This is a genomic window from Agrobacterium sp. ICMP 6402 (genome assembly GCF_009498615.1).
Classification (GTDB): Bacteria; Pseudomonadota; Alphaproteobacteria; order Rhizobiales; family Rhizobiaceae; genus Agrobacterium; species Agrobacterium burrii.
Window position 1 is genome coordinate 61,461 of sequence record NZ_QSNV01000005.1, and the last position, 14,710, is coordinate 76,170.

A 14,710-nucleotide genomic window follows, 5' to 3' on the forward strand; every position below is an offset into this window, starting at 1 on the left:
ATGCACCAGTCATTTGATGTCATTATTATCGGAGGCGGGCACGCCGGCAGCGAAGCCGCCGCTGCCGCCGCGCGACATGGTGCAAAAACCGCCCTCATCACTCATAAGCGCGAGACGATCGGAGTGATGTCCTGCAACCCCGCAATCGGCGGACTTGGCAAAGGGCATCTGGTTCGTGAGATTGATGCGCTGGACGGGTTGATGGGCAGGGTCGCTGATGCTGCCGGTATTCAGTTCCGTATGCTCAATCGCAAAAAGGGTCCTGCCGTTCGCGGACCTCGGACGCAGGCTGACAGGCGGCTTTATCGCGAGGCGATGCAGCGCGAAATCGACGCGATTGAAAATCTGACAATTATTGAGGGTGACGCCTTTGATATCGAAATGGCTGGTGATCGGGTTGCAGCTGTCATTATGGCGAATGGTAGCCGGATTCCGTGTGGGGCCGTTGTTCTGACAAGCGGGACTTTCTTGCGGGGCCTTATTCATATCGGTTCCGAAAAGATTCCCGCCGGCCGTGTCGGCGAAAAGCCGTCATTGGGTCTTTCCGAGACACTTTCTCGTCTTGGCCTGGTTATGGGGCGGTTGAAAACGGGCACGCCTGCGCGGCTCGACGGTCGTACCGTTGACTGGGGTGCCGTAGATCGGCAGGGAGCGGATGAAGAACCGGTCCCCTTCTCCTTTATGACAGATCACATTCTCAACCCGCAGATCGAATGCGGCGTAACCCGCACGACGCCGGCCGGGCATAAGATTATCCAGGACAATATTCATCTGTCGGCGATGTATTCCGGTCAAATTGAAGGTGTTGGCCCACGTTATTGTCCTTCGATCGAGGATAAGATCACCCGTTTTGGGGAGCGGGACGGCCACCAGATATTTCTGGAACCAGAAGGTCTCGACGACCACACCATCTATCCGAATGGTATCTCGACCTCCCTTCCCGCCTTCGTGCAGGAGCAATTTATCCGTACCATACCTGGGCTCGAACAGGTCACTATTCTTCAACCCGGTTATGCCATCGAATACGATTATGTCGATCCACGAGAGCTCAAGCCTTCGCTGGAATGCCGTAAAATTCCAGGCCTGTTCCTGGCCGGACAGATCAATGGCACTACGGGTTATGAAGAAGCGGGTGCGCAGGGTCTCGTCGCAGGATTGAACGCTTCGCTATATGCGAGCAATACCGATCCACTCTATTTCAGCCGAACGGAATCCTATATCGGCGTCATGATCGATGATCTGACGTCTAAGGGCGTGAGCGAACCCTATCGCATGTTTACGTCGCGGGCCGAATATCGGCTTTCCCTAAGGGTAGATAATGCCGATTTGCGGCTTACGCCAACTGGCCAAAGGGCTGGCATTATCGGTTCTGAGCGCGAAAAGCGCTTTGAAGCATTTATTGCTGACCTGGAATCGGCTCGTGAACTGATGAAGGCACTTTCCATAAGCCCTTCGCAGGCGGCTAAGCAGGGATTAAAACTCAATCAGGATGGGCAGCGCCGTTCCGTTTATGAACTACTCGCCTATCCCGATATAACACTGGATGTTTTGACGCCGCATTGGCCGGAACTGGAATCGCTTCGGGGCAAGGTTGCAGAAGTTCTGGAAATCGAAGCGAGCTATGCGGTTTATATGCAGCGGCAGAGCGCGGACATTGTTGATATCAAGCGCGATGAAGATAGAAAGATTCCGGATGATTTCGATTTCCAAAGTCTCTCAGGCCTTTCCAATGAACTGAAACAAAAGTTGGAAAAGGCCCGTCCCGAGAACATTGCGCAGGCTGCGCGTGTTGACGGTATGACACCGGCTGCGATATCGCTGCTGCTTGCGCTTCTGCGGAAAAATTCTGCGGGGCAAGGCGAAAAATTGCGCATGCACCAATAGCGAGTCGGATTATGAAGATAAACGGCCAGAGTGTTTCACGTGAAACACATGAGAGGCTCGAGCACTTTGTCGAGCTTTTTAAGAAGTGGAATAGAACCACAAATCTGGTCGCGCCCTCCACTCTCACGGAGCTCTGGAGTAGGCATGTGGCCGACAGCGCCCAGATATTCCAGATGTCTCCCACCCCACAGAAATGGGTCGATTTAGGCAGCGGCGGCGGCTTTCCCGGCGTTATTACGGCTATTTTTCTGGCCGAACTCGGTGACGGTTGGGTTGATCTGGTTGAAAGCAACAATAAAAAAGCCGCGTTTTTGCGGATTGCGCTGAAGGAAACCGGAGCAAGAGGCGCAGTTCATCCGGTGAGGATCGAAAGAGCGCCTGAAATCATAAACACTTGCGATGCGGTTTCTGCGCGGGCGCTTGCCGAGCTTGATCTGCTTTTCGATTATATACATCCCTGGGCGCAGAATAATCCAAATCTCAAGGCCTATTTTAATAAAGGCCGGGATTATGATTCCGAAGTGCAGAAAGCGCATGGTCGCTGGCAGTTTGATCTGGTAAAACATCAGAGTGCCATTGAGGCAGATTCTGTTGTTCTTGAAATCAGCAGCCTCGCTTTGAGGCGCTGACAAGCTGGCCAGGTGCGGTATGACTGAAAAAAACCGGATTATCGCAGTTGCAAACCAGAAGGGTGGCGTTGGAAAAACAACGACTGCCATTAATCTCGCAACGGCACTGGCGGCTATTGGTGAGCGCGTATTGATCATTGATCTGGATCCGCAGGGCAATGCCAGCACAGGACTTGGGATTGACCGCAAGGAGCGCAAGCTTTCCTCCTACGATCTTCTGGTGGGCGATCATACCATCGGTGAAGTTGCTGTTCCGACGGCAGTTCCAAATCTTGACATCGTGCCGTCGACCATGGATTTGCTCGGTTTCGAGATGCAGGTTGCCAATGTTTCCAACCGGGTGTTTCTGTTGCGCGCGGCCATGGAAACGCAAGAGGCAAGAGATTATTCCTATATTCTCGTCGATTGCCCGCCCTCGTTCAATCTTCTGACCATGAATGCCATGACGGCCGCCCACTCCGTGCTGGTGCCACTGCAGTGCGAGTTCTTTGCTCTCGAAGGTCTTAGCCAGCTGCTGGATACCGTCAGTCAAATCCGCGGTTCGGTTAATCCGCAGCTTGATATACAGGGTATCGTTCTGACGATGTTCGACGCGCGGAACAATCTCGCGCAGCAGGTTGTCACTGACGTGCGTACCCATTTGGGAGAAAAGGTTTACCACACGCTCATTCCGCGTAATGTTCGTGTCTCCGAAGCGCCGTCTTATGGTAAACCGGCAATTCTTTATGATCTGAAATGCGCCGGCAGCCAGGCCTATCTGCAGCTGGCGTCGGAAGTGATTCAGAGAGAGCGGCTGCGCAAAGCCGCCTGACGTCTGCCGGAATGTATGGAGTAATATCTTATGAGTGATGATCTTTCCAAGCGTCGACTCGGGCGTGGTCTTGCTGCATTGATCGGCGAAATGGATCAGCCGATGCCAGTGGGCGAGCCGCAGCGCGCCGTCAATGCCGACCGTACCATTCCGATTGAATTCATCGCTCGCAGTCAAAGAAACCCAAGACGCCATTTCGATGAGAACGAGCTGCAGGATCTGGCCGCATCCATTCGCCAGCATGGAATTGTTCAGCCTGTGGTCGTGCGGACGGTTGGTGTCAACCGTTACGAGATTATCGCCGGTGAAAGACGTTGGCGCGCGGCGCAGCTGGCTGGCTTTACCGATGTGCCTGTTATCGTCCGCGATGTGGATGACCGCACTGCACTTGAGCTGGCCATCGTCGAAAACGTGCAGCGTTCAGACCTTAACCCGCTTGAAGAGGCGATGGGTTATGAACAGCTGATCGCCGAACACGGCTATACCCAGAATGATCTCGGTGAGATTATTGGCAAGAGCCGTAGCCATGTTGCAAACAGCCTTCGGCTTTTAAAGCTTCCCGATCCGGTGCGTGATATGCTCGCGGATGGCTCGCTCTCCGCAGGTCATGCGCGGGCGCTTGTTTCCACATCCGATCCGGCAAATCTGGCGCGGACGATCGTTTCCAAGGGATTGTCGGTGCGTGACGCCGAGCGTCTGGCGCAAAACGATATTAAATCACAGGGTGACGTTGCGGAGAAGCGACCAGCGGCTGAGAAGGATTCTGACACGATCGCGTTGGAACGCAGCCTGTCTGATGCTCTGGGCCTTGACGTAAAGATCAACCACAAGGGCGGTTCGGGGCAAATCCGTATCGGATACCGCACACTCGAACAGCTGGAAGCGGTCTGCCGGCTTCTGGAGCAGAAATAATCAAGTATTTGTTTTTGTTGATAAATACCCGCTTTCGGCGGGTATTTTCATTTTGGGACGGTTCAAAAGTCGATCGCCCGGCCCTTTATTTCATAATCACCGAAACGAACAGGTTCGGCACCACCGCGGCCGCCCGTTTCCGGCGGCAATTGAAGGGCCGCCTGTTGCCTGCGTCGCTCTTCCGCCTCTTTCAAGGCACGTTCCGCTGCCGGCGATAGCCGCCTCGGCGTTTCCGCGCCGTTGTCATTATCCGCATCTTGCATCAGAAATCCTCCCTATAACGGGATATTGAAATATGTTTGGCGTTTACCAGATTATATAATCGAGCGGGGTTTATAAACCCCGCAATAGTCCTGATGAGCGACAAGGAGAATATAACGGATGAACATGATGCGCACGGCAATGCTTCTGGCCTTCATGACGGCATTGTTCATGGGTGTCGGTTTTCTGATCGGCGGCAAGGGCGGCATGATGATTGCCCTTCTCATTGCCGCGGGTATGAACCTCTTCTCCTATTGGAATTCGGATAAAATGGTCCTCTCCGCCTATCGCGCGCGGGAGATCGATCAGGCGAATGCGCCCGAATTTTTCCACATGATCCGCGATCTTTCGCACAATGCCGGCCTGCCGATGCCGAAGGTCTATATTTACGACAGCCCGCAGCCTAACGCTTTTGCGACGGGAAGAAACCCTGAGAACGCCGCCGTGGCGGCCTCTACTGGCTTACTGGAGCGTCTTACCCCGGAAGAGGTGGCCGGCGTCATGGCGCATGAGCTGGCGCATGTGCAAAACCGCGATACATTGACCATGACAATCACCGCCACGATCGCGGGTGCTATTTCCATGCTTGGTAATTTCGCCTTCTTCTTCGGCGGGAACCGGGAGAACAATAATAATCCGCTCGGTTTTATCGGCGTGCTGGTTGCGATGATCGTTGCTCCGCTTGCCGCGATGCTGGTGCAGATGGCGATCAGCCGAACGCGGGAATATTCTGCAGACCGGCGCGGCGCGGAAATCTGCGGCAATCCGCTGTGGCTTGCCTCGGCGTTGCAGAAAATCTCCGGCATGGCGCAGCAGATTCACAATGACGATGCCGAGCGAAACCCGGCAACGGCGCATATGTTCATCATCAATCCCCTCTCCGGCGAACGTATGGACAATCTCTTTTCCACACATCCGAATACGGAAAACCGCGTGGCAGCGCTGCATGCAATGGCGCAGGAGTTTTCCCCGCGAGCATCGACGCCGCCGCCATCGGGTGATAGACCTCTGCGCAAATCAGGCTCCGTTCCCAATACGGGACGAAGCAACGAAAACGAGCGCAAGGGACCGTGGTCTTGACATCCGATATTCAGAATAAGCCGGCACGGTCTAAAAAACCGAGGTCCGCACAAGGCGGGGGCCGTGAGGACGGCCCTTCTTCTTTCGAGGATAAGCCCGGTCTTGCCACGCGCATCGCCGCGACCCGTATTCTCGCTGCCGTTCTGGAAAAGAAGACTTCGCTTGATGGCATGCTGGATAGTGAAAACGGCAATCCTGTCTATCGGGCGCTTTCCATTGCGGACCGGGCGCTGGTGAGAGCCATCGTCAATAGTGCGCTTCGCCACCTTCCCCGCATCGAAGCGGCATTGTCGATGCTGCTTGACGGGCCGTTGCCGCAGGGTGCGCGATCTCTGCACCATGTGCTTGTCGTCGGCGCGGCGCAAATGCTTTATCTCGATGTTCCCGATCATTCCGCCGTCGATCTGGCTGTTGAACAGGCACATCGTGACCCACGTAACAAGCGTTTCGTGAAACTGGTCAATGCCGTTCTCAGACGACTTGGCCGGGAGAAAGCAGAAATCGAACAGGCTATCGCTGTTGTGCCGGTGTTGCCGGACTGGTTCTATGCCCGTCTCGTGTCGGCTTACGGCGATGAAGTTGCAAAACGGATTTCCGAAGCGCAGCTGACACCGGCCTCCATCGATCTCACAGTCAAGGCCGATCCGGCCCTGTGGGCGGAGAAGCTGGGAGGTACGGTTTTGCCGAATGGCAGCGTGCGTCTTGGAGACTTCGAAGGTCAGATACCTTCGCTTGAAGGCTTTACCGAGGGCGCCTGGTGGGTGCAGGATCTTGCCGCCAGCATGCCGGTGCGACTGCTGGGAGACATCTCCGGCAAACGTGTCGCCGATCTCTGCGCGGCTCCGGGCGGAAAGACGGCGCAGCTTGCACTGGCGGGTGCAAAAGTGACGGCGCTGGACCAGTCCGGCAATCGTCTGCGGCGTCTCAGGGAAAATCTCGACCGGCTTGGCCTCCATGCCGAAATGGTGGAGGTGAACATGTTGAAGTACCAGCCGGAGCAGCTCTTTGACGCTGTTCTCCTGGATGCGCCCTGTTCGTCAACCGGTACGCTGCGCAAACATCCCGATGTCTGCTGGACCAAGGATGAAATGGACATTGCCAAACTTGCGGCTCTTCAGGGCCAGATGTTGCGGCATGCGCTGACATTGGTGGGTTCTGGCGGTGTGGTGGTGTTCTCCAACTGCTCGCTTGATCCTTCGGAAGGCGAAGAGATGATTGCGCAGGTTCTGGCGGAAAATCCCGGTGTGGAGCGTATTGCCGTTCGCAAGGAAGATTGGCCGGGAATGGAAGCGGCAGTCAGTCCCGAGGGTGATCTGCGCACGACGCCGGATATGTTCGGCGGTGTCGATGGGTTTTTTAGCAGTGTCTTGCGTAAGAAGTAGAAAAAAGCGAAGCTTTCGCGAATCATTGATATTTATCGATAATGTTCCGGTTATCACGGTTCACTGATAAAAACAAAACATGTGAAGCGGGAAACACAGCTTGTCAGGGTCCTTTGCAGGCAGCATGAATGCGGCCGGTCTTCTTTCACGGATGGCGTATCGTCATCTGTGTGTCGGCCTTACACCTTTGCGCCTGCATGTCTCGCGGTTTGCCAATCGTGTTCCCGATGGTCTGGTAGCGGCGCCTACGGATCTGAGGGCAATCGATCCCTATTTTGCCGAGGAATTGCTGCGTGGGCGCATCGCGCTTGCCGGTCGTGTCGTGGAAACCGGCGGCCTGTCGCCTTTTCAGGTGGATTATCCCTCGCTGGTTTTTGAGGAGCGGCTGCACGCCTTCGGCTGGTTGCGGCATATCCGTTCCGACAGGTCGAGCGAAGCCTGCAAGCGGGCGCGTCGCATTGTTGCCGAATGGATTGCCCTGAACGGCAGACGCGTTACCGGGATAGGCTGGTCTCCGGAGATCGCGGCGCAGCGGCTGATTGCCTGGCTGTCCCATTCCCCCGTCGTTTTATTCGAGGCCGATGCTGGTTTTTATCGCCGGTTCCTCAAAAGCCTCGCCTTTCATGTGCGTTATCTCGACAGGATCGTTAAACACGCACCTGATGGCGAGACGCGGCTGCGAATCAGGATCGCGCTTGCCATGGCCTCCATCGCCATGCCGACACGCCTTTCGCGTATCACTCGGCATGGAATGAAGCTGGCTCAGGAAATGGAACGCCAGATTCTGCCCGATGGCGGGCATGTGTCCCGCAACCCGCGGGTCATGCTTGATCTGCTGCTCGATCTTCTGCCGCTTCGGCAAAGTTATATCAATCTTGGCCACGATCTGCCCTCCGGGCTCGTGCCGGCGATAGATCGGATGTTTCCGGCAATCCGCTTTTTCAGGCATCAGGGTGGCGACCTCGCACTGTTCAACGGCGCGACGGCGACGCTTGCCAACGAGCTTGTCTCCGTGCTGCGTTATGATGAAACCGCTGGTCGGCCTTCGAAAATGCTGCCGGATGTGAATTACCATCGGCTTGCGACAGATGAGACCGTCATCATTGTGGATACGGGGTATCCCGGTTCGGCGGAGCTTTCGCGTAGTGCCCATTCGGGTTGCCTGTCCTTTGAGATGTCCTGCGGCAAGAACCGGTTCATCATCAATTCTGGCTTTCCGAAAAATGCAGCACCGGAATATCAGCGGGCCAGCCGGTCAACGGCCGCCCATTCCACCGTCACGCTTGCCGATACCTCCTCGTGCAGATTGTCTCGCTCCAGGCTGCTTGGCCCGATCATGATCTCCGGCGTCAGCCAAGTGGATAGTGAGCGTGGAACGGACGGAAATGGCAGCGATGTTCTCTGGGCATCACATGATGGATATTTGCAGAACTTCGGCTGCTATCACGAGCGAGAAATCGAACTGAATGCGGCCGGCACGAAGATAAAAGGGCGTGACTTGTTGCGAGCTGACGAGAATGTGGCGAAGACGCCATTGCAATCGATCTCGGCGGTTTCACGCTTCCACATCCATCCCCATATTCAGCTGCATCGGCGAGATGAGGAATCGGTTTATCTGGAAGCGACGGATGGGACCACCTGGCTGTTTTCGGCGCCGGGGCTGGAGGTTTTCGTGACCGAAGATGTGTTCATGGCTGATGCCTCCGGCATGCGGCCTTCGCAACAAATCGAGTTGCCTTTCAATCTCGCCAATACGCGGGAAATCCGCTGGATCATCGAACGCAAGGCCTGAGCCGCATCTCGCCCCGCAATCCGGGTGATTTCGGGCGAAAACTGCCCATAGTTTTCACCCTCCGTCATCCGTGCTGTTTATTAATCCGGTAAGCTGTGTTAACGCGGCGGCAATTGCTGGATCAATTCCATTTCAGCCTGTCCTCCCCGTTAAACGGAGTATGCCCGATGGCCGTCGTGTCCAAAAAAATTCCCGCCCCCGATAAAGTCAAAATCCGCACGGCGCTTCTTTCCGTGTCCGACAAGACTGACATCATCGAGCTGGCGACGGTCCTCTCCAAGCTTGGTGTCCGGCTGCTTTCGACCGGTGGAACGGCGAAGGCCATTGCCGATGCGGGGTTGCCGGTGACGGATGTTTCCGACGTGACCAATTTTCCCGAGATCATGGACGGTCGGGTCAAGACCCTGCATCCGAATGTGCATGGTGGGCTTCTGGCGATCCGGGATGATGCAGACCATGTAGAGGCGATGAAGGCACATGGCATTGAGGCGATCGATCTCTCGGTGATCAATCTTTATCCTTTTGAGGAAGTTCGCGCCAAGGGCGGCGATTATCCTACGACGGTCGAAAACATCGATATTGGCGGGCCGGCGATGATCCGCGCTTCAGCCAAGAACCATGCCTATGTCACCGTCGTTACCGATCCCTCCGACTATCCTTCCCTGGTCGAAGCCCTGCAGGCGGATGACGGGCAGACTTCCTATGGGCTGCGCCAGCGCTTTGCCGCCAAGGCCTATGCCCGCACGGCCGCCTATGACGCCGTGATTTCCAACTGGTTCGCTGAAGCGCTTTCGATAGAGACGCCGGATTACCGTGCCATCGGCGGAATGCTGAAGGAAAAGATGCGTTATGGCGAGAACCCGCATCAGAGCGCCGGTTTTTACCTGACCGGCGAAAAGCGTCCCGGCGTCGCAACCGCAACGTTGCTTCAGGGCAAGCAGCTTTCCTACAATAATATCAATGATACGGATGCGGCTTACGAGCTGGTGGCGGAATTCCTGCCGGAAAATGCACCAGCAGTCGCCATTATCAAGCATGCCAACCCCTGTGGCGTTGCGACCGGCCCGACACTTGCCGAAGCTTACCGGCGGGCGTTGGCATGCGATTCCGTTTCGGCTTTTGGCGGCGTCATTGCCTTGAACCAAACGCTTGATGCGGAGACGGCGGAAGAGATCGTCAAGCTCTTCACCGAAGTCATCATTGCGCCTGACGTCACCGAAGAAGCCAAGTCCATCATTGCCCGCAAGCCGAACCTGCGTCTGCTGACCGCTGGCGGTCTACCGGACCCGCGCGCAGCCGGCATTACCGCGAAGACTGTTTCCGGCGGTCTGCTGGTGCAGAGCCGTGACAATGGCATGGTTGAGGATCTGGACCTCAAGGTTGTCACCAAGCGTGCGCCGACGGCGCAGGAGCTTGAGGACATGAAGTTCGCCTTCAAGATCGCCAAGCATGTGAAATCAAATGCCGTGATCTATGCCAAGGATGGACAGACGGTTGGTATCGGTGCCGGCCAGATGAGCCGGGTGGATTCCGCCCGCATCGCCGCCCAGAAGGCGGAAGATGCGGCCGAGGCGCTCGGCCTTGCCGAACCGCTGACGCGCGGCTCTGCCGTTGCTTCGGAAGCCTTCTACCCCTTCGCCGATGGTTTGCTTGCTGCGATTGCTGCGGGCGCTACCGCTGTCATCCAGCCGGGCGGCTCCATGCGTGATCAGGAAGTGATCGACGCTGCAAACGAGCATAATGTGACGATGGTGTTCACGGGCATGCGTCACTTCCGCCATTAAGGCGCGGACCTATGGTCAGGAATAGTTAAGGCCCGGAAAAGCGATTTCCGGGCCTTTTGTTTCACGTGGGACAATTTTGACCTTTGTTCAGGTCACCGCCCCGACCTGCCACGGCACGAATTCGTTGTCGCCGTAGTCGTAAATTTCGCTCACCGTCTTGTCGCCGGAAGCCACGGCCAGAATATGTTCGAAAATTCGTTTGCCGGATTCTTCGATAGTTTCTGTACCGGTAACAATCTCACCGCAGTTGATATCCATGTCTTCCTTCATGTGTTCATACATTTCGGAATTGGTGGCGATCTTGATGCAGGGTGACGGCTTGAAACCGGACACCGAGCCGCGGCCGGTGGTGAAACAGATGACGTTGCAGCCGCCGGCGACCTGGCCAGTAACGGCAACGGGATCGTAGCCGGGTGTATCCATGAAAACGAAACCTTGCTCGGTGACGGTCTCGGCGAATTCGTAAACGGCCTTCAACGGCATGGAACCGCCCTTGGCGACTGCACCCAGCGATTTCTCCAGAATGGTGGTCAGCCCACCGAGCTTGTTGCCATGGGAGGGGTTGTTGTTGAGTTCATCGCCATTGCGCGCGGTATAATCCCGCCACCAGTCGATGCGCTGCAACAGCTTTTCGGCGACCGCCGGGGTGACGGCGCGCTTTGTCAGCAGGTGCTCCGCGCCGTAAATCTCCGGTGTTTCGGAAAGAACCGTCGTGCCGCCATTGCGGACGATGAGGTCGGATGCATAACCCAAGGCCGGGTTCGCGGAGATGCCGGAGTAGCCATCCGAACCGCCGCATTCCAGCGCCACCTTCAGCTTCGAAAGCGGTTGTTCGGTACGGCGGGCGGCATTGACCATCGGCAGCATGGCCTTGATCTCGGTAATCGCCGCATCGATTGTCTTGCGCGTGCCGCCGTGCTGCTGGATCGTCATGGTGCGCAGCCGCTCGCCCTCTTCCATCTTGTAATGTTCGAGGATAGGGGCGATCTGGTTGGTTTCGCAGCCGAGGCCGATCAGCAGAATACCGCCGAAATTGGGATGGCGAGCATAACCCTGGATGGTGCGGATCAGAAGGCGATAGCCTTCCGATTTGGTATTCAGCGCGCAGCCCCCGCCGTGCGTCAGCGCTACGACGCCATCGACATTGTCGAAACCGTCAAGTCCACCCTGCTTGTTGAAGTAGTCGGCGATATAACGCGACACCGTGGCGGAACAGTTCACCGATGCGATGACGCCGATATAGTTGCGTGTGCCCACGCCGCCGAGCCCGCGATCATAACCCATGAAGGTGCGGCGCTCGGTTTCCGGCACCATGCCCTTTTCTTCGATATCGACGCTGAACTGATGTGTATGCTCGGAGGGCACCATTGCGAGATTGTGCAGATGCACGTGTCGGCCCGGTTCGATATCCTGAGTGGCGATACCGATCACCTGGCCGTATTTCAGTACCTCGTCTCCGGATTTGATGTATTTCAGGGCCACTTTGTGCCCGCGCCCGATCAACTCACGAGCCGTCAGATCGCCCCTCCCCGTCGCACCACCGGCCGGAATTGACCGGCGCGCCACCGCAACATTGTCGTTGGCGTTCAGCAAAATGGTTGCCTCGGAATTCTCACTCACGGGTTTTCCTCCTCCCGGTATATTGCCTGCTATGTTTTTAACTCAGCTTTCGACCCAGCGCCGCTTGGAGCCTTCCAGATGGATATGAATGGCCGCCTGCGCCAATAGCGGATCCTTGAGTTCGAGAGCTGCCAGAATGGCTTCGTGCTCCTGAAGCGCATGGGTCCAGGTATCCCGATCCTCGAATTTGACCCGCAACTGGGCTGAAATGGGGCTGTGTCGTTCGTCGAAAAGATTTGCCACCAGCCGTGTGAGGACGCTGTTGCCGGATTGTTCGGCAATGGTGACGTGAAACAGCCGATCCTGATCCAGCGGTTTGCGTCCGGCCTCGATTTCCTTCTGCATGGTATTCAGGATCTGGCGAAGGCTTGAGATCGTTTCATCTGTCATGCGGCTTGCCGCCAGCACGATGGTTGCGCCTTCCAGGGCGGCGCGCGCCTGCATCAGTTCAGAGGGGCTGTCGCCCAGCGATTTGGTGTGATGGGTAGTCTGGAGAGCCTCTGTCGATACATAGACACCGGAACCCATACGAATTTCGACAGTGTTGTCGATTTCAAGCGCAATCAGCGCCTCTCGCAACGAGGGTCTCGATACACCGAGCTTCTGCGCCAGCTCCCGTTCGGCCGGAAGCCGTGTTCCGGGCAGAAATTCACCGAGATCAATGAGTTCACGTATCTGGTCCGCTATCTGCTGATAGAGCCGGCGTGGTTCCGCTATTTTGGCCTGACCATTCATGTGTTTTTCGATAAGCCCTGTCTGCAATCTCTATTTGGCCTTACCGTAACGCCAAGCGTATCAATACGCAAGAAATTACTTAAATATAAGAATTTACAGAATTATATCTGTTTTCTATAGGTGGGCATTCCGTTCCTTTCAAAACCGTATTTCAAATTTTGGCCTAATTGGCTTGACCATTCAAAAAAACCGGCCTAACCATTTGGCCTGTTGAAGGCACCCCGGTGGAGCGGGGAACACGGGTGGGAGGTTTCCAGATGCCGCAGGGCGCATCGACAATTCGGGGCGATTTTTCGCCTGAGGAGACGGGCGCGGAGCGTTCGGCCCTCCTGCGTCTTGAAAACATCAGCAAGGAATTTCCGGGCGTCAAGGCGCTGTCGAATGTGCATTTCGATCTGCGCAGCGGCGAAGTGCACGCTGTCTGCGGCGAGAATGGCGCTGGAAAATCGACACTGATGAAAATCATCAGCGGCGTTTACCAGCCGAGCGACGGCACGATCCTGCACAAGGGCGTGAAGGTGCAATATGCATCGCCGCTGGAGTCCGAAGCTGCAGGCATCGCTATTATCCATCAGGAACTCAACCTCGTTCCTCATCTCTCCGTTGCCGAAAACATCTATCTTGCCCGCGAGCCGCGCCGTGGCTTTCTCGTCGACCGCAAAAAGCTGCGCCTCGATGCCAAACGCTGTCTCGATCGGCTGGGAGTCGATATCGACCCCGATCAGATTGTGCGTGGCCTCTCCGTCGCCCAATGTCAGATGGTGGAGATCGCCAAGGCGCTCTCTCTTGACGCTGAAGTGCTCATCATGGACGAGCCAACCTCCTCGCTGACCGAGCAGGAAACGCGGCTGCTGTTTAAGGTCATTCGCGATCTCAAGGCATCCGGTGTCGGCATTGTCTATATTTCTCATCGTCTTGATGAAATGGCCGAGATCGTCGATCGCGTGACGGTTCTGCGCGACGGGCGTTATATTTCTACCGACGATTTCGCTTCGATCACCGTTGACGATATCGTCACGCGCATGGTCGGGCGCTCACTGGAAGACAAGTTCCCGGAGCGCACATCGAATCCCTCCGAAGATATCATCTTCTCTGCCGAGGGATTGACGCGCGCGGGCGTGTTTCAGAATGTCTCCTTCTCACTGCGGCGCGGCGAAATTCTCGGTTTTGCCGGGCTGATGGGGGCTGGGCGCACCGAGGTGGCGCGTGCGATCTTCGGAGCCGATGCCCTCGATAGTGGAAAAATCGTTTTTGAGAGCCGCGAGCTTTCCATTCGCTCACCGCAGGACGCCATCAGGGAAGGCATTGCCTATCTGTCGGAAGATAGAAAGAGCGATGGTCTGGCCATCAAGATGTCCGTTGCTGCAAACACAACTCTTGCCAATATCGGCGAGGTTTCCAACCGTTTCGGACTGATCGATTTCAAGAAGCACGACGATGTCGCCAGACGTTACGTCGACCTTCTGAATATTCGCACGCCTTCCATCCAGCAGACGGTGCGGCTGCTCTCTGGTGGTAATCAGCAGAAAATCATCATCGGCAAATGGCTGTTCCGGCAGTCGCGTGTGCTCTTCTTCGATGAGCCGACGCGCGGCATCGATGTCGGCGCGAAATTCGCGATCTACAAGATCATGGACGAACTGGCTGCGAAGGGCATCGGCGTTGTTCTCATCAGTTCAGAGCTGCCGGAAATTCTCGGGCTGACGGATCGCATCGCCGTTTTCCACCAGGGCCGGATCACGGGCGTGCTTGAGACCGCCAAGACCAATCAGGAAGAAATCATGCGGTATGCGTCCGGTTACGGCCGGGCCGCGCAGTGA

Annotated in this window: 12 protein-coding genes; 9 read left to right on the forward strand and 3 right to left on the reverse strand. The window is 56.2% G+C overall.

Features of this window, described 5'->3' with window-relative positions:
- Genes mnmG through DXT96_RS15285 form a run of 4 tightly spaced genes read left to right on the forward strand, consistent with a single transcriptional unit; the run spans nucleotide 1 to nucleotide 4,236 of the window.
- A complete protein-coding gene (gene mnmG / locus DXT96_RS15270; RefSeq protein ID WP_153515412.1) occupies nucleotides 1–1,884 on the forward strand; it encodes a tRNA uridine-5-carboxymethylaminomethyl(34) synthesis enzyme MnmG in 1,884 nt (627 codons plus the stop codon).
- An 11-nt stretch (nucleotides 1,885–1,895) separates the two neighbouring features.
- The gene (rsmG, locus tag DXT96_RS15275; RefSeq protein WP_153515413.1) at nucleotides 1,896–2,513 is read left to right on the forward strand and encodes a 16S rRNA (guanine(527)-N(7))-methyltransferase RsmG; all 618 of its coding nucleotides are present in this window, start codon (nucleotides 1,896–1,898) and stop codon (nucleotides 2,511–2,513) included.
- Between the two features lie 19 nt (nucleotides 2,514–2,532).
- Entirely contained in the window at nucleotides 2,533–3,324 is a 792-nt protein-coding gene (locus DXT96_RS15280; RefSeq protein WP_153515414.1) for a ParA family protein, read from the forward strand.
- Between the two features lie 30 nt (nucleotides 3,325–3,354).
- Nucleotides 3,355–4,236, forward strand: coding sequence for a ParB/RepB/Spo0J family partition protein (locus DXT96_RS15285; protein ID WP_149900361.1), 882 nt, complete (start codon nucleotides 3,355–3,357; stop codon nucleotides 4,234–4,236).
- A 62-nt stretch (nucleotides 4,237–4,298) separates the two neighbouring features.
- Here DXT96_RS15285 and DXT96_RS15290 read toward each other — a convergent pair whose 3' ends face one another.
- Nucleotides 4,299–4,499, reverse strand: a complete 201-nt coding sequence (locus tag DXT96_RS15290) for a DUF1674 domain-containing protein (RefSeq protein ID WP_153515415.1) — start codon at nucleotides 4,497–4,499, stop codon at nucleotides 4,299–4,301.
- A gap of 118 nt (nucleotides 4,500–4,617) precedes the next feature.
- Between DXT96_RS15290 and htpX the strand changes: the two genes are divergently transcribed.
- From htpX to purH, 4 genes are all read left to right on the forward strand, one after another.
- Nucleotides 4,618–5,577, forward strand: a complete 960-nt coding sequence (htpX, locus tag DXT96_RS15295) for a zinc metalloprotease HtpX (protein ID WP_153515416.1) — start codon at nucleotides 4,618–4,620, stop codon at nucleotides 5,575–5,577.
- Complete coding sequence (locus tag DXT96_RS15300) at nucleotides 5,574–6,959, forward strand: RsmB/NOP family class I SAM-dependent RNA methyltransferase (RefSeq protein WP_153515417.1); 1,386 nt, start codon at nucleotides 5,574–5,576, stop codon at nucleotides 6,957–6,959. Before htpX ends, DXT96_RS15300 begins: the two co-directional genes overlap by 4 nt.
- A gap of 124 nt (nucleotides 6,960–7,083) precedes the next feature.
- Nucleotides 7,084–8,751: a heparinase II/III family protein gene (locus DXT96_RS15305; protein WP_174374389.1), complete on the forward strand. Its 1,668-nt coding sequence runs from the start codon at nucleotides 7,084–7,086 to the stop codon at nucleotides 8,749–8,751.
- 167 nt (nucleotides 8,752–8,918) lie between these two features.
- Entirely contained in the window at nucleotides 8,919–10,535 is a 1,617-nt protein-coding gene (gene purH, locus DXT96_RS15310) for a bifunctional phosphoribosylaminoimidazolecarboxamide formyltransferase/IMP cyclohydrolase (RefSeq protein ID WP_153515418.1), read from the forward strand.
- 87 nt (nucleotides 10,536–10,622) lie between these two features.
- On the opposite strand, the gene DXT96_RS15315 is transcribed toward purH, so the two are convergent.
- Nucleotides 10,623–12,155, reverse strand: coding sequence for an altronate dehydratase family protein (locus DXT96_RS15315; RefSeq protein ID WP_174374349.1), 1,533 nt, complete (start codon nucleotides 12,153–12,155; stop codon nucleotides 10,623–10,625).
- Nucleotides 12,156–12,197: 42 nt separating this feature from the next.
- Nucleotides 12,198–12,890: a FadR/GntR family transcriptional regulator gene (locus DXT96_RS15320; RefSeq protein WP_153515419.1), complete on the reverse strand. Its 693-nt coding sequence runs from the start codon at nucleotides 12,888–12,890 to the stop codon at nucleotides 12,198–12,200.
- 257 nt (nucleotides 12,891–13,147) lie between these two features.
- Here DXT96_RS15320 and DXT96_RS15325 point away from each other — a divergent pair, with 257 nt between their 5' ends.
- Nucleotides 13,148–14,710 (forward strand): sugar ABC transporter ATP-binding protein, encoded by a 1,563-nt coding sequence (locus DXT96_RS15325; protein ID WP_153515420.1) that lies wholly within the window; start codon nucleotides 13,148–13,150, stop codon nucleotides 14,708–14,710.

Bases quoted from the DNA above. Each gene is read 5' to 3' on its own strand.
- mnmG (WP_153515412.1), top strand. From the start codon at position 1: ATGCACCAGTCATTTGATGTCATTATTATCGGAGGCGGGCACGCCGGC.
- rsmG (WP_153515413.1), top strand. From the start codon at position 1,896: ATGAAGATAAACGGCCAGAGTGTTTCACGTGAAACACATGAGAGGCTC.
- DXT96_RS15280 (WP_153515414.1), top strand. From the start codon at position 2,533: ATGACTGAAAAAAACCGGATTATCGCAGTTGCAAACCAGAAGGGTGGC.
- DXT96_RS15285 (WP_149900361.1), top strand. From the start codon at position 3,355: ATGAGTGATGATCTTTCCAAGCGTCGACTCGGGCGTGGTCTTGCTGCA.
- DXT96_RS15290 (WP_153515415.1), bottom strand. From the start codon at position 4,499: ATGCAAGATGCGGATAATGACAACGGCGCGGAAACGCCGAGGCGGCTA.
- htpX (WP_153515416.1), top strand. From the start codon at position 4,618: ATGAACATGATGCGCACGGCAATGCTTCTGGCCTTCATGACGGCATTG.
- DXT96_RS15305 (WP_174374389.1), top strand. From the start codon at position 7,084: ATGAATGCGGCCGGTCTTCTTTCACGGATGGCGTATCGTCATCTGTGT.
- purH (WP_153515418.1), top strand. From the start codon at position 8,919: ATGGCCGTCGTGTCCAAAAAAATTCCCGCCCCCGATAAAGTCAAAATC.
- DXT96_RS15320 (WP_153515419.1), bottom strand. From the start codon at position 12,890: ATGAATGGTCAGGCCAAAATAGCGGAACCACGCCGGCTCTATCAGCAG.
- DXT96_RS15325 (WP_153515420.1), top strand. From the start codon at position 13,148: ATGCCGCAGGGCGCATCGACAATTCGGGGCGATTTTTCGCCTGAGGAG.